Source organism: Sphaerisporangium rhizosphaerae, assembly GCF_042665155.1.
Classification (GTDB): Bacteria; Actinomycetota; Actinomycetes; order Streptosporangiales; family Streptosporangiaceae; genus Sphaerisporangium; species Sphaerisporangium rhizosphaerae.
Genome location: NZ_JBHTCG010000006.1, coordinates 319,683 through 336,697 on the forward strand (window position 1 = coordinate 319,683; position 17,015 = coordinate 336,697).

Annotated in this window: 13 protein-coding genes and 1 riboswitch; of the genes, 7 read left to right on the forward strand and 6 right to left on the reverse strand. The window is 75.6% G+C overall.

Features of this window, described 5'->3' with window-relative positions:
- The first annotated feature begins 1 nt into the window (after position 1).
- The 7 genes from pucL (at position 2) to alc (ending at position 7,455) form a co-directional block, all read left to right on the forward strand.
- Positions 2-874 (forward strand): factor-independent urate hydroxylase, encoded by an 873-nt coding sequence (pucL, locus tag ACFQSB_RS12155; protein WP_380826335.1) that lies wholly within the window; start codon positions 2-4, stop codon positions 872-874.
- A gap of 12 nt (positions 875-886) precedes the next feature.
- Positions 887-1,762: an FAD binding domain-containing protein gene (locus ACFQSB_RS12160; protein ID WP_380826336.1), complete on the forward strand. Its 876-nt coding sequence runs from the start codon at positions 887-889 to the stop codon at positions 1,760-1,762.
- A complete protein-coding gene (locus ACFQSB_RS12165; protein WP_354843297.1) occupies positions 1,753-2,226 on the forward strand; it encodes a (2Fe-2S)-binding protein in 474 nt (157 codons plus the stop codon). Before ACFQSB_RS12160 ends, ACFQSB_RS12165 begins: the two co-directional genes overlap by 10 nt.
- Positions 2,223-3,722: an 8-oxoguanine deaminase gene (locus ACFQSB_RS12170; RefSeq protein WP_380826338.1), complete on the forward strand. Its 1,500-nt coding sequence runs from the start codon at positions 2,223-2,225 to the stop codon at positions 3,720-3,722. The genes ACFQSB_RS12165 and ACFQSB_RS12170 overlap by 4 nt, the downstream gene beginning before the upstream one ends.
- A gap of 208 nt (positions 3,723-3,930) precedes the next feature.
- Positions 3,931-5,076 carry a glycerate kinase gene (locus tag ACFQSB_RS12175; protein ID WP_380826340.1) on the forward strand — a complete coding sequence of 382 codons (1,146 nt, stop codon included), beginning with the start codon at positions 3,931-3,933 and terminating at the stop codon, positions 5,074-5,076.
- The gene (gene allB / locus ACFQSB_RS12180) at positions 5,063-6,391 is read left to right on the forward strand and encodes an allantoinase AllB (protein ID WP_380826342.1); all 1,329 of its coding nucleotides are present in this window, start codon (positions 5,063-5,065) and stop codon (positions 6,389-6,391) included. The genes ACFQSB_RS12175 and allB overlap by 14 nt, the downstream gene beginning before the upstream one ends.
- A complete protein-coding gene (gene alc / locus ACFQSB_RS12185) occupies positions 6,388-7,455 on the forward strand; it encodes an allantoicase (RefSeq protein WP_380826344.1) in 1,068 nt (355 codons plus the stop codon). Before allB ends, alc begins: the two co-directional genes overlap by 4 nt.
- Positions 7,456-7,617: 162 nt before the next feature.
- Here alc and ACFQSB_RS12190 read toward each other — a convergent pair whose 3' ends face one another.
- The 6 genes from ACFQSB_RS12190 to thiO form a co-directional block, all read right to left on the reverse strand.
- Positions 7,618-11,922, reverse strand: a complete 4,305-nt coding sequence (locus ACFQSB_RS12190) for a WD40 repeat domain-containing protein (RefSeq protein ID WP_380826346.1) — start codon at positions 11,920-11,922, stop codon at positions 7,618-7,620.
- A gap of 36 nt (positions 11,923-11,958) precedes the next feature.
- A complete protein-coding gene (locus tag ACFQSB_RS12195; protein ID WP_380826348.1) occupies positions 11,959-12,375 on the reverse strand; it encodes a hypothetical protein in 417 nt (138 codons plus the stop codon).
- Positions 12,376-12,490: 115 nt separating this feature from the next.
- Positions 12,491-14,422: a Stk1 family PASTA domain-containing Ser/Thr kinase gene (gene pknB / locus ACFQSB_RS12200; RefSeq protein ID WP_380826350.1), complete on the reverse strand. Its 1,932-nt coding sequence runs from the start codon at positions 14,420-14,422 to the stop codon at positions 12,491-12,493.
- Between the two features lie 93 nt (positions 14,423-14,515).
- Positions 14,516-15,235, reverse strand: a complete 720-nt coding sequence (locus ACFQSB_RS12205) for a thiazole synthase (RefSeq protein WP_380826379.1) — start codon at positions 15,233-15,235, stop codon at positions 14,516-14,518.
- 169 nt (positions 15,236-15,404) lie between these two features.
- On the reverse strand, positions 15,405-15,605 hold the full coding sequence (thiS, locus tag ACFQSB_RS12210) for a sulfur carrier protein ThiS (RefSeq protein ID WP_354843281.1): 201 nt from the start codon (positions 15,603-15,605) through the stop codon (positions 15,405-15,407).
- Between the two features lie 64 nt (positions 15,606-15,669).
- The gene (gene thiO / locus ACFQSB_RS12215; RefSeq protein WP_380826351.1) at positions 15,670-16,833 is read right to left on the reverse strand and encodes a glycine oxidase ThiO; all 1,164 of its coding nucleotides are present in this window, start codon (positions 16,831-16,833) and stop codon (positions 15,670-15,672) included.
- Positions 16,827-16,939: riboswitch (TPP riboswitch) on the reverse strand. It overlaps the preceding gene by 7 nt.
- Positions 16,940-17,015 lie beyond the last annotated feature (76 nt).

Here is a 17,015-nt window from a genome sequence, read left to right on the forward strand (position 1 = left end):
GATGGCCGTCGTGCTCGGACCCAACCGCTACGGCAAGGCGGAGACGCGCGTCGTGCGCGTCACCCGCGACGGCGAGGTGCACCACCTCAAGGACTGCAACGTCGGCGTCTCGCTGTCGGGGGCGATGGAGGAGGTGCACCGGCGCGGCGACAACGCCGCCGTGCTGCCGACCGACTCCCAGAAGAACACCGTGTACGCCTTCGCCAAGAAGCACGGCATCGGGGAGATCGAGGAGTTCGCCCTGCTGCTGGCCCGCCACTTCGTCGGCTCGCAGCCCACGATCCACCACGCCCGGGTGGCGGTGGAGGAGTACGGCTGGGAGCGGCGCGGGCCGCACTCGTTCGCGCGTTCGGGCGGCGAGGTGCGCACGTGCGTCGTCCACCACGACCGGGACGGCGCCACCACGGTGGTGTCCGGCCTGCGTGACCTGGTGCTGCTCAACTCCACCGGCTCGGAGTTCCACGGGTTCGCGAAGGACGAGTACACGACGCTGCCCCCGGCCACCGACCGGGTCCTGGCCACCGCCGTGACCGCCCGCTGGCGGCACCTGCTCCCGGCCGGGGAGGAGTCCCGCGACTACGCCGAGTCCTACCGGCAGGCGCGGCGCTGCCTGCTGGACGCCTTCGCCGGCACCTACAGCCTCTCCCTGCAGCAGACCCTGTTCGCCATGGGCGAGCGCGTGCTGCGCGAGCGCCCGGAGATCTGCGAGGTGCGGCTGGAACTGCCCAACAAGCACCACTTCCTGGTCGATCTCGCGCCGTTCGGCCTGGACAACGACAACGAGGTCTACTTCGCCGCCGACCGGCCCTACGGGCTCATCGAGGGAACCGTGCTGCACGACGACGCCACGCCCGCCGGCGCGGCCTGGGACTAGGAGAGCCGACCGTTGGACTTCCTGCGACCCGCCACCTGGGCCGAGGCCCTGGCCGCGAAGGCGGCCGTCCCGGACGCCGTGCCCATCCAGGGCGGCACCGACGTGATGGTGGAGATCAACTTCGACATGCGGCGCCCGGTGGCGCTGCTCGACCTCACCACGGTCGGCGAGCTCGGCGAGTGGGAGGTCACCGCCGACGGCCTCCTGAGAGTCGGCGCCGGGGTGTCCTACGCCCGGATCATCGCCGAGCTGGGCGACCGGCTCCCCGGGCTGGCCCAGGCGTCACGCACGGTCGGCTCGCCGCAGATCCGCAACCGCGGCTCGGTCGGCGGCAATCTGGGCGCCGCGTCCCCCGCCGGGGACAGCCACCCGCCGCTGCTCGCCGGGGACGCCGTCATCGAGGTGGAGTCCGCCGCCCGCGGCACCCGCCTGATCCCGGCCGAGGAGTTCTACCTCGGCGTCAAGCGGAGCGCGCTGGAACCCGACGAGCTGATCCGCGCCTTCCGCGCCCGCCCGGCCACCGGGCCGCAGTACTTCTCCAAGGTCGGCCCGCGCAACGCCATGGTGATCGCGGTGTGCTCGTTCGCGCTGGCCCTGCACCCGGACGAGCGCCGCGTCGGCACCGGCGTCGGCTCGGCCGCCCCGACGCCCCGGCGGGCCCGCGCGGCCGAGGAGTTCGCCGGCCGGGAGCTCGACTGGACCGGGGCCGCGCCCCTGGACGGCGCGCTGCTCGCGCGGTTCGGCGAGCTGGCGGCCGAGGCGGCCTCGCCCATCGACGACGTGCGCGGCACCGCGGCCTACCGGCGCCACGCGATCGCGGTGATGGCCCGCCGCACCCTCACCTGGGCCTGGAACGACTACCGAGGGAAGGTGGCGGCATGCGCGTGAACCTCACCGTCAACGGCAGGCCCGAGGCCGTGGACGGCGTGTGGGAGGGCGAGAGCCTGCTGTACGTGCTGCGGGAGCGGGTCGGCCTGCCGGGCGCCAAGAACGCCTGCGAGCAGGGCGAGTGCGGCTCGTGCACGGTGTACCTGGACGGGCTGCCCGTGTGCGCGTGCCTGGTGGCCGCCGGGCAGGCCGAGGGGCGCGAGGTGCGCACCGTCGAAGGGCTGGCCGGCGGGGAGCGCCTGGACCCGGTGCAGGAGGCCTTCGTCGAGTGCGGCGCCGTGCAGTGCGGCTTCTGCACGCCGGGCCTGCTGGTCCAGGCGCACGACCTCATCGAGCGCGTCGGCGAGCCCACCGACGCCGAGATCCGTGAGGCGCTGGCCGGCAACCTGTGCCGGTGCACCGGATACGAGAAGATCCTCGACGCGGTACGCCTGGCCGCCGCCCGCAAGGCGGCGGCCCGATGACCGGCGGCCCGATGACCGGCGGCCCGATGACCGGCGGCCCGATGGCCGGCGGACGCGGAGCGGACGCGACCGGCCGCCACGAGACGGCCGCGACCGGCGGCAGGCCCGGAGGCGGAGGGGACACGCTGATCGAGAACGTCGCGATCGCCCCCGTCGCCGGACCCGAGATCGCGCACGGGCACATCCTCGTCCGGGACGGCCGCATCGCCGCCATCGGCGCCGGCCCGGGCCCCGACGTCCCGGGCGCCGCCCGCGTCGACGGCTCCGGATGCCTGGCCACCCCCGGGCTGGTCAACACCCACCACCACCTGTACCAGTGGGCCTCCCAGGGCGTGGCCCAGGACGCCACGCTGTTCGAGTGGCTGACCGCGCTCTACCGGCTGTGGGCCGCCATGGACGCCGAGGTGGTCAGGGGCGCGGCCACCGCCGGGCTCGGCTGGCTCGCCCTGTCCGGCTGCACGACCACGACCGACCACCACTACATCTTCCCCAAGGGCCGCGGCGACCTGCTCGCCGCCGAGATCGAGGCCGCCCGGGACCTCGGCCTGCGCTTCCACCCCTGCCGCGGGTCGATGGACCGCGGCGTCTCCCAGGGCGGCCTCCCCCCGGACGAGGTGGTGGAGACCCTCCCGGAGATCCTCGCCGCCACGGCGGAGGCCGTCGACGCCTACCACGACCCGTCGCCGGGGTCGATGCTGCGCGTCGCCGTCGCCCCCTGCTCGCCGTTCTCGGTGAGCGCGGAGCTGATGACCGAGGCCGCGGCGCTCGCCCGCGACAAGGGCGTGCGGCTGCACACCCACCTGTGCGAGACCCTCGACGAGGAGGAGCACTGCCTGGCCCAGATGGGCTGCACGCCCGTCGACTACATGGACAAGCTCGGCTGGCTCGGTCCCGACGTCTGGGTGGCCCACGCCGTCCACCTGCACGACCGCGACATCGAGCGCTTCGCCGCCACCGGCACCGGCACCGCCCACTGCCCGAGCTCCAACGGGCGCCTCGGCGCGGGCATCGCCCGGGTGTCGGAGATGCTGCGCGCCGGGGCGGTCGTCGGGCTCGGCGTGGACGGCGCCGCCTCCAGCGAGCTGACCACGCTCGCCGGGGAGGTGCGGCAGGCCCTGCTGTTCCAGCGCGCCCGCTACGGTCCGGCCGCGCTCACCGCCCGGCAGGCCCTGGAACTCGGCACGCTCGGCGGCGCCCGCTGCCTGGGCCGCGAGGACGAGATCGGCACCCTGGAAGTCGGCAAGCTGGCCGACATCGTGCTGTGGCGGGTCGGCGGGTTCGCCGCCGCCATCGACGACCCGGTGTGCGCGCTGGTGTTCGGGCCGCCGCCGCCGGTGGCGCGCGTGCTGGTCGGCGGGCGCACCGTGGTCGCGGACGGCGAGCTGCGCACCGTTCCGCACGACGCCGCCGGCCGTGCCGGCGCCGACGCCCACCGCCGCCTCCTGCGCCTGGCCGCCGACCGCGGCGTCACCGTGGCAGGGGAGGTGCACCGGTGACCGCCTCCGCCCGCGTTCGCCGGTGATCGACCTGTCGCATGCCCCCGGCGCGTCGCGGGGGCCCGGCGGCGAGGCGACGGCGGGGGGCGTGGAAGATTCTGTGGTGAGGCCGGGCGTGCGCCGGGCGTCTCCGCGCGGCGGAGGCTCCGCCCGGGCGCGAGCGCGCCGGGTGAGGCCGGGACTAAAGGGAGCGGGAGGTCGTCGGGTGATGCCGGGACACGTGCTGGTCGCGCCGGACAAGTTCAAAGGGTCGCTCGGCGCCGTCGAGGTCGCCGCGCGCGTGGCCGCGGGGCTGCGCGCCGCGCGCCCGGAGGTCGAGGTGGTGACCATGCCGGTCGCCGACGGCGGGGACGGCACGGTCGAGGCCGCCGTCGCCTGCGGGTTCCGGCGCGTGGAGACCGTCGCGTCCGGGCCGACCGGCGAGCCGGTGACCGCCGCCTACGGCGTGAAGGACGACGTCGCGGTGGTCGAGCTGGCCGAGGCGTCCGGGCTGCACCGGCTCACCGGCGGGCGGCTCGCCCCGCTCACCGCGACCAGCTACGGCACCGGTGACCTGGTGGCCGCCGCGCTGCGCCACAACCCTCGCCAGATCGTGCTCGGCCTCGGCGGGAGTGCCTGCACCGACGGCGGCTCCGGCATGATGCGCGCCCTCGGGGTGCGCCTGCTCGACGCGCGCGGCCGGGAGCTGCCCCCGGGAGGCGGCGCGCTGGCCGACCTGCGCGCCCTCGACCTGGACGGCTTCGCCTGTCCGCCCGGCACCGCGTTCGTGGTGGCCAGCGACGTGGACAACCCGCTGCTCGGCCCGGACGGCGCCGCCGCCGTGTACGGGCCGCAGAAGGGCGCGGGCCCCGGCGAGCTGCCCCGGCTGGAGGAGGGCCTGGCCCACTGGGCCGACGTGGCCGAGCGCGAGCTGGGCGTGCGGGTGCGCGACGACCCGGGCGCCGGAGCGGCCGGCGGGGTGGGGTTCGCCGCCATGGCCTTCCTCGGCGCGGAGATCCGGCCCGGCATCCGCCTGCTGCTCGACCTGCTCGGCTTCGCCGGCCGGCTCGACGGCGCGCGCCTGGTCATCACCGGCGAGGGGTCGCTGGACGGCCAGACGCTGCGCGGCAAGGCGCCCGCCGGGGTCGCCGAGGCGGCGGGACGCGCCGGGGTGCCGGTCGTCGCCGTGTGCGGCCGCCGGACGCTCACCGACGACGAACTGCGCGCCGCCGGCATCCAGGCGGCGTACGCCCTCACCGACATCGAGGCCGACGTGCGCCGCTGCATGACCGAGGCCGGCCCGCTGCTGGAACGGCTCGCCGCCGGGCTCGCCGTGGACCGGCTCTCCCAGGCCCCCGCCCATGCCACCGACTGACCCGCGGGGCCCCGGCCCGCACAGGTTCGACCTGATCGTGCGGTCGCGGCGGGCGGTGCTCCCCGACGGCGAGCGCCCGCTGGCCGTGGCCGTCCGGGACGGAGTGATCGCCGCCCTGCTCCCGTACGAGGCCGAGGCGGCGGCCGCCGAGACGGTGGACCTGGGCGAGGTGTGCCTGCTGCCGGGGCTGGTGGACAGCCACGTGCACGTCAACGAGCCGGGACGCACCCACTGGGAGGGCTTCGCCACGGCCACCAGGGCGGCGGCGGCCGGCGGCGTCACCACGATCGTCGACATGCCGCTCAACTCCCTGCCGCCGACCGTCGACGTCCCCGCCCTGGCGGCCAAGCGGGCGGCGGCGGCCGGCCAGTGCGCCGTCGACGTGGCCTTCTGGGGCGGCGCGATCCCCGGCAACGCGGGCGAGTTGCGTCCCCTGCACGAGGCCGGCGTGCGCGGCTTCAAGTGCTTCCTGTCGCCCTCGGGCGTGGAGGAGTTCCCGCCGCTCGACGCGGACGGGCTGCGCGCGGCCATGCGCGCGGTGGCCGCGTTCGGCGGGCTCGTCGTGGTGCACGCCGAGGATCCGGCGCTGCTCACCGACCCGGCCGGGCCGACGTACGCCCAGTTCCTGGACTCGCGTCCGGGAGAGGCCGAGCGGCGGGCCGTCGAGCGGGTCATCGCCGCCGCCCGCGAGACCGGCGCGCGGGCGCACATCCTGCACGTGTCCTCGGCCTCCTGCCTGGAACCGCTGGAGGCCGCGCGGCGCGAAGGGGTGGCGGTCAGCGCCGAGACCTGCCCCCACTACCTCACCATCACCGCCGAGCAGGTGCGCGGCCCGGAGTTCAAGTGCTGCCCGCCGATCAGGGACGCCGGCAACCGCGACCGGCTGTGGGAGGGGCTGGCCGCGGGCGTGCTGAGCTGCGTGGTGTCCGACCACTCGCCCTCCACCGCCGACCTGAAGGTCCCCGACTTCGCCGCCGCCTGGGGCGGGGTCTCCTCCCTCCAGGTCGGACTGCCCGCCGTGTGGACCGAGGCCCGGGCGCGCGGGCACGGCCTGGACCGGGTGACCGGGTGGATGTCGCGCGGACCGGCCGCGCTCGCGGGGCTGCCCGCCAAGGGCCGGCTGGCCGTGGGGGCGGACGCCGACCTGGTCGCCTTCGACGACACCGCCGAGTTCACCGTCCAGGCGGGCGCGCTGCGCCACCGAAATCCCCTCACGCCCTACCACGGCCGCACGCTGACCGGCGTCGTCCAGGCCACCTGGCTGCGCGGCCGTCCCGTCACCGACGCCGAACCTCCCTTCGGAGCCCTGCTGTGACCACTCCGCACCACCCGGCTTCGGCGCCCGCCGCCGCGGCGGGCCGTCCCCCCGCCCCAGAACGGGTCCCCGCGACCGTCCCGGCGACCGCCCCGGACCCGCGCCGGCTGCCCGACCTCGCCCTGCGCTCCTACGGCGGATCGGTGGTGGCGGCCAGCGACGAGTCCTTCGCCGAGCGCCAGGCGCTGGTCAGGCCCGGCCGGCCCGCCTTCCAGGCCGGAACGTTCGGCCCTCGCGGTCAGGTGTACGACGGCTGGGAGACCCGCCGCCGGCGCGAGCCGGGGCACGACTGGGCCGTCGTCCGCCTCGGCATGCCCGGCGTCGTGCGGGCCGTGGTCGTCGACACCGCCTGGTTCACCGGCAACTACCCGCCTTTCGCCTCCGTCGAGGCGTGCGAGGCCGCCGGGTATCCCTCGGCGGACGAGCTGCGCGAGGCGTCCTGGACCGAGATCGTGCCGCGGAGCCCGCTGACCGGCGACAGCGAGCACACCTTCCCCGTGACCGCCGGGAACCGGTTCACCCACGTGCGGCTGAACATCTTCCCCGACGGCGGCGTCGCCCGGCTCCGCGTCCACGGCGAGGTGGCCGCCGACCTCGCCATGCACGACGCGATGCCCCTGGACCTGGCCGCCCTGGAGAACGGCGCGCTCGTCACCGCCTGCTCCGACGCGTTCTACTCCTCCCCGCTGAACGTCATCGCCCCCGGGTCGCCCCGCCACCAGGCCGAAGGGTGGGAGACCGCCCGCCGTCGCGACGGCGGCAACGACTGGCTCGTCGTGCGGCTGGCCGTCCCCGGCGTCGTCCGGGTCGCCGAGCTGGACACCGCGAACCTGGTCTACAACGCCCCCGGCTCGGCGTCGCTCACCGCCGCCCACGTGCCCGGCGGCGCGGAGCCCGGGCCGGACGCCGGATGGTTCGAGCTGCTGCCCCGCACCCGGCTCCAGCCGGACACCCGCCACCGCTTCCGCCTGGCCGGCGAGCGGCCGGCGACGCACGTCCGCCTCGACATCCACCCCGACGGCGGCCTCGGCCGCCTGCGCCTCTACGGCACCCCCGCCACCTGACGCGTCCGGTCCTCGGCCCACGCCACCTGACGCGTCCGGTCCTCGGCCCACGCCACCTGATGGGGCCGGTCCTCGGCCCCGCCATCGGACGCGGTCTGGTGGGTGGGACATCCGGCCCGTCCGTCCCGGCGCTGGGAGTGCCGCGCCGATCGGCACGTGCGGTCAGGGGCAGGTGGCCTGGTACTCCATGCCGGGAGCGTAGTGCCGCCACAGCGCGGGGGTGAGCCCGCCGCCAGCGGCGGCGCACGCGCGCTCGTGCAGCCGGCCGCTCAGGGATGTGGCCCACGCGACGTCCCACAGTCGCGCCCCTCCCTCGCCGCCGGAGTCGGTTTGCGTCGTGACAAGGGTGTGGCCGTCCGAGGTGAACGACACCCCGGTCGCTGCCCGCTCGGTGGTCACCACCGCGAGGGAGGTGGCCGCGGTGGGGTCGGAGACGTCCCAGAGCTGGACCATCGCGTTGGTGATGGCACCGGTCGTCGCGAGGGTGCGCCCATCCGGGGCGAACGCCACGGCGGTGCCGTAGTACTCGACGGGCGCGGTGAAGACAGGGCCGGGGTCGTCCAGGTTGTGCACGTCCCACAGCTCCACCGTCCCGCCCGAGTTGAGGCTGCCGGTGATGGCCAGGACGCCCCCGCCGGGGCGGAACATCACCGCTTTCGGGTAGTACACGACGGGCACGTCGGCGGCGCGGACGGGCGCGCGCCGGTCGGAGACGTCCCAAAGCTGCACGGTCCCGCTCTCCGGGCCGCCGGTGAGCAGACCCTCACCGCGCGTGGTGACCGCGAGCGTGCGCCCGTCGGGACCGAACGCCACCGCCGTTGCACGCTGCTCGACACGGGCGCTCCCGGACGGGGTCAGCCGCCCGCCGGAGACGTCCCACAGCCGGATCGTCCCGCCCATCTTGTGCCCGGTCGTCGTCGCGAGGGTGCGCCCGTCCGGGCTGAACGCGACCGCGGTGCCGCCTTCGTCCAGGAAGGTGACGTCGGGGCGGGTGGGGGATCGGGGATCGGCGACGTCCCATAGCTGGACCGTCCCGCTCGCGTCCCGCGCGGTGGACATGGCCATCATCCGCCCGTCGGGCGAGAACGCCAGGCCGGTCACGGTCTGGTCGTCCCGCAGGGTGCGGCTGAGGGCAGGGGGACGGCCTCCACGGCGTTCCCACAGCCGGACGATGCCACCAGGGTCGGCGAGGGTGCCGCCGGCGTCCGGCATGAGAGTGGTGGTGGCGAGAAGGTGATCGTCTGCGGTGGACGCGAGGCCCGTCACGTCGCCGCGGGAGAAGGTCGCCGTGGGGGTGGGGAGGTGCCGCCCCCGCACGTCCCACAGCTGCACCGCGCCCACGTCCTCGAACTGTGAGGTCGCCGAGGAGGTGAGCGTGCGGCCGTCGAGACTGAAGGCCAGGCCGGTCACCCACTGGTACTCGGGCAGGTGTGCCGTCCAGGTCGGCCCGCCGAGGTCTCGCAGGTCCCACACCGACAAGGCTCCGCCCTTGTCGGTGGTCGTGAGCGTGGCGGAGGCCACCGCGAGCGTCCGCCCGTCGGGGCCGAACGCCACCGCGGTGCCCTGGCCCCTGCGTCCCACCGAGCCGCGCCGGGTGGGCGCGTGCCGGTCGGACAGGTCCCAGAGTGGGACCGTGCCGCGGGCGTCGGAGGCGGCGGCGATGGCGAGGGTGCGCCCGTCCGGGCTGAACGCCAGGTGACCGGGATTCTCCTCGACGTCGGCGCGCGCGGCGGGGACCAGGGCGCGCCCATGGACCCGCCACAGCCGGAGCACGCCGTCGCGTCCGGCGCCGGTGGAGGCCGCCAGGGTTCCTCCGTCCGGGCTGAAGGTGACCGCGGTCACGTCATGCTCGACGGGCGTGCTCACCGGGCGGGCGAGGGAGCGGTCGGAGACGTCCCACAGCCGGAGCGTCCCGCCTTCGGTGCCGCCCCCGCCGGTCACGAGGGTGCGCCCGTCAGGGCTGAACGCGAGCGCCCGCATCACCTGCCGGTCGAGGCGGTCGCTCGCGACAAGGGTCAGCGACCGGGGTGCGGCCACCCGCCACAGTCGCACCGTCGTGCCCAAGTCGGTCGCCGAGATGGCGGCGAGCGCGCTCCCGTCGGAGCTGAGTGCCATGTCGCTGATCGGCTCGCCCCGCCAGGCGGCGGAGGGGACGGGGGCGTGCCGGTCGGCGGCGTCCCACAGTCGCACCGAGCCGTCCCTGTATCCGCTGGTGGAGGTGACGAGGGTGCGGCCGTCCGGGGTGAACGCCGCCCCGGTGACGTTGTGGTCCGGGAGGGTCGCGGACGGTACGGAACCGGTCAGCGTCGCGGCGAGCCCGGCGCGGGTGTCCGGCGTCGAAGCGATCGCCTCGGCCGCCAGGTTGAGCTGCAGCGCCCTGCGGATGTCCTTGTCGCGCATCGCCTCGGCGCGGGCGTCCAGCTCACCGGCGAGGGCCAGGCGCCTCTGCTCGCCGAGATCCCTGCTCTGCTGGACGGCGACCAGCGCGGCGACGACGGCGAGTGCGGTCACCGTCGCCATCACCGCGTTCCGGGCGGTGCGCAGGCGTGCGGTACGGCGCCGCAGCCGCAGGCCGGCGACGAGGAAGGCGAGGGCCGTCCGGCCGATCTCCTCCGGCGAGGCGGCGACGGCCCAGTCGCGCGCGACCTCCAGGCGGCTTCCCCGGTACAGCAGGGCCGGGTCGCGGCCGGCGCGCTGCCAGGCCGCCGCGGCGTCCTCCAGGTCCTGGTGGGTGAGCCGGCCGGTGCGGTCGTCGTCGATCCAGCGGCGCAGCTGGGGCCAGCTCCGCAGCAGCGCCTCATGGGTGATCTCCACGGTGTCCCGCGACTGCGTGAGCAGCCGGGACCGGGTGAACCGGTCCACGACCGCGGCCGCCCTCGCCGGATCCCCGCAGGCGTCCAGCAGGTCGGCTCGGGACACCCGTCGCCGGGTGTCCTCCGTCCCGTCCCCGATCTTGACCAGGCGCAGGAACACCGACCGGGCCATCGCGCGCTCGGCGGGGTCCAAGGCGGTCAGGGCGTCGTCGGCGGTGGTGGCGACGGCGTGTTCGATGCCGCCGGTGGCCCGGTATCCCGCCACGGTCATGGTGGAGCCATGCCGCTGCTGCCAACAGGCCCGCAGCGCGTGCGCGAGCAGCGGCAGCCGGCCCGCGTCGTGGGGGACCGCCTCCTCCCGGCCCTGGTTCGTGGCGACGCCGAGGTCGCGTAGCAGCACCTCCACCAGGCCGGGCTCGATGTCGAGCCCAACGTCGCGGGCGGGGTGGACGATCGCCTCGCGCACCTGCGACCCGGACATGGCGCCGACCACCAGCGGCCGGTCCTCCAGCGCCGGCCGCAACGCCGGGTGGGCGGCGCAGGCCGCGTAGAAGTCCGCCCGCAGCCCCACCACGACCAGCGCCGGCGACGGGGGCGCCGTCCGCTCCACGTCCCTCGAAGCCGCCGCGGCCTTGCCTGCGGCCGTTCCGGGGCCATGCGCGCCCGTCACGGTCTCGTGCCGGTCCGCCGCCGGGTCGTGCGGGGCCGCCAGGCGCACGAGCAGGTCGACGAAGACGCGCCGCCGCGCCTCGTCGGCGCACAGGGTGAACAGCTCCTCGAACTGGTCGACGACCACCACGACCCGCGCCTCGGCCCCCTGCCGGAGGGGACGTTCGCGCAGCGCGGCGACGCACCGGTCCGGGTCGGCCACCAGTTCGTCCACCGTGTCCACCGTGTCCACCGTGTCCACCGCGTCCCCTGCGTCTGCTGCGTCTGCTGCGTCTGCTGCGTCTGCTGCGTCCGCCGTGTCCGCCGTGTCCGCCGTGTCAGCGCGAGTGCGGCCGCCCGGACCGTCGGCGGTCTCGACACCATGGCCGCCGGCCGCGAGGCCGTCCGGCTCGCCGGCCAGGGCGGCCACGCACGCGGCGAGGGCCCGCATCGGGTCCGCGGTGGGAGTGAACACCAGCAGCGGCCATCGGTGCGACCCGGGCAGGGCGCCCTGCGCCAGCCTGGGCAGCAGCCCCGCCCGCAGCAGCGACGACTTCCCCGCGCCGGACGGCGCCAGGACCATCTGGACGCCGCCCGAGTCCAGACGCCGGTCGAGGCGCGCGACCAGTTCGGCGACCAGCTCGTCCCGTCCGAAGAACCACCTCGCCTGTGCCCGGTCGAAGGCGGCCAGTCCTGGATAGGGGCATTCGCCGGTGACGGCGCCGGGCGTGGTGCGCACCCGCTCGCGCGCGCCGTCGCCGTAGTGGAAATGCTGGTCGCGCCCGGCCTGGTGCACCTGGGCCTGTCCCGAGGCGTGCGCCTCCAGATGGACACCCGAGCCTCCACGGCCGGAGCCCGTCCCGGAGTCCGGCCGGCCCGAGGCCGCCCCGGGGGCCGGCGAGCCGTCGGGAGGCGTACCGGAGGCGGGCGGGTCGTCCGGGGTTGTGCCGGAGGTGTGCGGGGCGTCGGGAGTCGTGTCCGAGGCGGGCGGGTCGTCGGAGGTCATGGCACCGTCCGGTGGGGTGGGCCGCGCGTTGGGCGGTCAGGACTCCGTGATGTGCTGGTCGCGGGCGGCCTGATAGACCCGGCCGTGATCGTTGGCGGTGGCGTCCATCGTGACCGTGGCGGCCCGCGACGCCCCGTCTCCGGTCGCGGCGGGGGAGAGCTCCTCGGCCAGGACCCGGCGCAGCTCGGCCGCGAGGTCGGGGTCGGCGCGCAGCAACCGCTGGAGCCGTATCTGCCAGGAACCGGCCAGCGCCCGCTCGGTCTCGGCGTCACCCTCGCGGCGGGCCGCGATCACCTGGGCGCGTACCTCGGCGAGCTCACCGGCGACGGAGTCGGCCTCGTCGGGACGCGTCCGCCGCCACAGGGCGACCGCCGCCTTTCGTGCCTGCTCCCAGGCGTCGGTGGCCATCGCGGTCACCAGGGCCGTCCCCGCGGCCAGCACGATCGGATCCACGACTCATCCCCTTACGCATCGTTCTCCCACCATCACGGTAAAGCGCCATGTCCGACCGTGTTGCGGAAATCATCACGGTCGTCACCTGAGCGGGAGAACGGCGCGGGGCGGCCGGTCAGTGCCAGATGGTGATGCGGGTGCCCGCCGGGGCCTGGCCGAGGGGGTTCTCGGCCACGACGGCGCCGGTGCCGGCGATGCGGCGCACCCGGACCTTGAACCCGGCCGCGCGCAGCTCGTTCGTGGCGTCGGCGACCTTCTTGAACCGGACGTCGGGGATGGCGACGAGCGCCTGGCCGGGCTGGGGGTTGTCGGGCCTCTCCCACGGCCAGTGGAAGCCGGTGTCGGGCCCCTTGGAGCAGGTGAGCTGCACGTTCTGCCCGGCGGTGACCTCCGACCGCGCGGTCGGGACCTGCGCGATGATGGTGTTGGGCTGGGCGTTGTCGGTCTGCTGCACGACCGTCGGGACGAAGCCCTTCTGCCGCAGGAACGCGTCGGCCTGGTCGCACTGCATGTCGCTGACGTCCGGCATCAGCAGCCCGGCGCTCAGGACGAGCTGCACGCGGCTGCCCTCGCGGACCTTCGTGCCGACCTGCGGGCTGGTGCGCATCACCAGGCCGCGCTGGACGGTGTCACTGGGCACCCGGCTGACCGGGCCGGGGGTCAGCCCCGCCTCGGAGATCTTCGCCTGCGCGTCGCCCTGGGAGAGGTTCAGCACGTTCGGCACGGCGATCTTGACCGGACCGGAGGAGGGGATGAGCGTGATGACCGCGTCGTTGAGGACGTCCTTGCCCGGCTCGGGATCGGTGCGCAGCACCTTGTCCTCGGCGAGCTTGTCGTCGTGCTCGGCCGGGCCGATCTTGACCGCGAAGCCCTGCCTCTCGGCCTTCTCCTTGGCGAGGGTGACGTTGAGGCCGAGCAGGTCGGGGACCTTGGTGTAGCGGCCCTCGGAGAACCACCAGCCGGTGCCGGCGACCGCGCCGATCATGACGACGGCCAGCGCCACGATGAGCCAGACCGGCCGGACGCCGCGGCGTCCGCCGGGCGGGCCCGGCGCCACCGGCGGGGCGGCCAGCATCTCGGTCTGGGAGTGGACGAGAGTGGGATGGGCCGGCGGGACGGCCTCGCGCGGCATCACGCCGGTCTCGCGGAGCATCGAGGGGGACGTCGCGCCGGCGGGCGGGACGTGCGGCCCCGGGTCGCGCGGCAGCGTGCGGTGGGCCTCGACGGCGGCGACCAGCATGGCCGTGGCGTCGGCCGGACGGCGCGCGGGGTCGCGGTCGGTCGCCGAGAGCACCAGCGCGTCCAGCGCCTGCGGCGTGCCCGGGACGACCGCCGAGGGCGCGGGGACCCGGTCGTGGACGTGGCGGTAGGCCACCGACATGGGGCTCTCGCCCTGATAGGGCTGCTGCCCGGTCAGCAGTTCGAACAGCAGCACCCCCGCGGCGTACACGTCGCTGCGCGCGTCGGCCACCCCGGCGGTCACCTGCTCGGGCGACATGTACGCGATGGTGCCGATCATCACGCCGGTCTTGGTCTGGTTGCCCGCCTCGATCGCGCGGGCCAGCCCGAAGTCGACGACCTTGACCCGGCCGTCGTCGGTCAGCAGGACGTTCTCGGGCTTGACGTCCCGGTGCACCATGCCGGCCTGGTGGGCCGCGCCGAGGGCGGCCAGCACCGGGATGAGGATCTCCAGGGCCTCGCGGGCGGGAAGGCGCCCCCGCCGGCGGAGCACGTCGCGCAGGGTGCGCCCGGGGACGTACTCCATCGACAGGTAGACGTTGCCCGCGTCGGTGCCCTGGTCGAAGACGTGCACGACGTTCGGGTGCGACAGGCTGGCGACGGACTTGGCCTCGCCGATGAAGCGGCGGACGAAGTCGGGGTCCTCGGCGAGCGAGGGGTGCATGACCTTCAGGGCGACCGTGCGGTCGAGCCGGACGTCCAGGGCCAGGTAGACAGCGGCCATGCCGCCCCGGGCGATGCGGGATTCGACCCGGTACCGCCCGTCCAGCAGCCGCCCTAGAAGGGGGTCCGCAACCGTCGTGTCCACGGGAGTGAGTTTACGGGCGGTTTGCCGGGGGGAGGGCAAGCACATCCCAAGCCGATGCCGACATGTTCTCCCGTCCCCAAGGGGTCATCGTTGTCACCTGGCACGCGGCTCGATCGCCGGCGAGGAGGCCTCAGCGTACCGCCGCCGGGGGATCCGGCCGGCGAGGCGCGCCATGCGACCTGCCAGAACGGCCTCGCGCATCGCCGACGCCATCAGGCCGGGCCGCTGGGCGCGGGTGACGGCGCTGGCGAGCAGGACCGCGTCGCATCCTAGCTCCATCGCCAGGGCCGCGTCGCTCGCCGTGCCGATGCCGGCGTCCAGGATCACCGGGACGGCCGCCGCCTCGACGATCAGCTCGATGTTGTGCGGGTTGCGGATGCCGAGACCCGAGCCGATCGGGGAGCCCAGGGGCATCACCGCCGCGCACCCCGCCTGCTCCAGCCGCCGCGCGAGCGCCGGGTCGTCCCCGATGTAGGGCAGGACGACGAACCCGTCGGCGACCAGCCGCTCGGCGGCGTCGAAGGTCTCGATGGGATCGGGGAGCAGCGTGCGCTCGTCGTTGATGACCTCCAGCTTCACCCAGTCGGTGCCGAGCGCCTCGCGCGCCAGGCGCGCGGTCAGCACGGCCTCGCCCGCGGTGAAGCAGCCCGCCGTGTTGGGCAGCACCTTGACGCCCCGGCCGCGCAGCACGTCCAGTACCGACCCCCGGGCCGCCGGGTCCAGGCGCCGCATGGCGACCGTGGTGATCTCGGTGGCGGAGGCGGCCAGCGCCTGGTCCAGGACGTCCAGCGAGGGCGCGCCCCCCGTCCCCATGATCAGCCGGGAGGTGAACTTCTCCCCGGCGATGACCAGCGCGTCGCCCGCCTCGTCGAGGTCGTGCCCCGGCGCCGGGTGCGCCCCGATGGGGTCGAGGTCGTCCCCGGGCGCGCTGGTGGCGCCGCTGCGGCCGATGTCGTGTCCCGCCGCGGGGCCGGCGCCGTGGTCAGCCACCTTGCACCGCCGTCAGCACCTCGACGCGGTCGTGCTCGCTGAGCGTGGTGGACTGCCACGCGCCGCGCCGCACCACCTCGTCGTTCACCGCCACCGCGACGCCCGCGCCCGACGAGGTCAGCTCCTGGACCGCCCGGGCGACGGTCGCCCCGGCGGGCAGGTCGCAGGACACACCGTTGATCATCACATTCATCGCCGTTCCGGGGCGCGGGAGGGCCCTGGCCGCCGCCAGGGCGCGCGCCCCGTTCCTCCTTCGTTCATCGGTGGGCCTCGGTGAAGCGCAGAGGGGAGCAGAGCGCCGCGAGAGGGACGAGCCCCGGGTCGGGGTCGCCGGCCACCAGCTCGGCGGTGAGCGGGCACAGCAGGACGCCGCCCCGGTGGTGGCCGGTGGCCAGCACCAGCCCGTCCACGCCGCTCGGGCCGATCACCGGCAGGTTGTCCGGCGTTCCCGGGCGCAGCCCCGCCGCCAGGTCGACCACCTCCAGCTCGGTGATCCCGGGCACCAGCTCGCGGGCGTCGCGCAGCAGCTCCCACAGCGCCCCGGCGGTCACCCGGGTGTCGAACCCCATCTCCTCCTGCGTGGCGCCGAGCACGATCTCGCCGTCGCCGCGCGGCACGAGGTAGGCACGCGAACCGTGCACGACGCCGCGCACGCACCGGCCGAGGAACCCCGGAGCGCCGCGCAGCCGCATGATCTGCCCCTTGACCGGGCGCACCGGAGGGAGCACCTCGGGGGGCAGGCCAGGAAGGGAGCCCGACCACGCCCCCGCCGCCAGGACGACCAGCCCGGCGCCGATCGCCGCGCCGCTCGCGCACCGCACCCCCCGCACAGGCCCGTCCGCGGAGAGCAGCCCCGTCACGCGGTCGGCGAACACCGGCACGCCGCGGCGCGCCAGCGCGGCGAGCAGGGCCGCCGTGACGCGGCGGGGATCCACCCAGGCGTCCCCGGCTACCAGGATGCCGCCCCGGACGGAGGGGGCGAGCATCGGCTCGGCACGGCGGCACTCCCGCCCGGTGAGCCGCTGGACGGGCAGCGACAACTTCTCCAGGAAGTCGGCCACCTCGGACAACGCAGCCAGGTCGTCCGCGCCGAAGGCCACGTCGAGCGTGCCCTCGCCGCGGTGGTCGACGTCCACCCCCGACTCCGCCGACAGCTCGGCGGCGAACGCCGGCCAGCGGGACAGCGAGGCCAGGCCGAGCCGCAGCAGGGGCTCCTCGGTGTAGGCGACCTCGCTGACCGGGGCGAGCATCCCCGCCGCCGCGTGCGAGGCGCCCGAGCCGGGCGCGGGATCGACGACGATGACCGAACGCCCGTGCCGGGCGGCGCGCCAGGCGATCGAGAGCCCGATGATGCCGCCGCCCACGACGACCATGTCGGCGTGCCGCGCGGCGTCGGCTGGGGGCGCGTTCGACACCTGCATCTGAGTCCGCTCCCTTCGCCGGCATGACCCGGATCAGGTTCGTGGCGGTCGAGGGCCCTCAGCCCTCCTCTCAGCCCGGTTTCGCCGGACTCCCGCGCGTGGTGGACCCAGCCTATTCCCGTCCCGGCGCGGCCGGGGACGGCGGGAGAGGCGGTCTGTTTCCGCCCTGGTACGGCATCGCC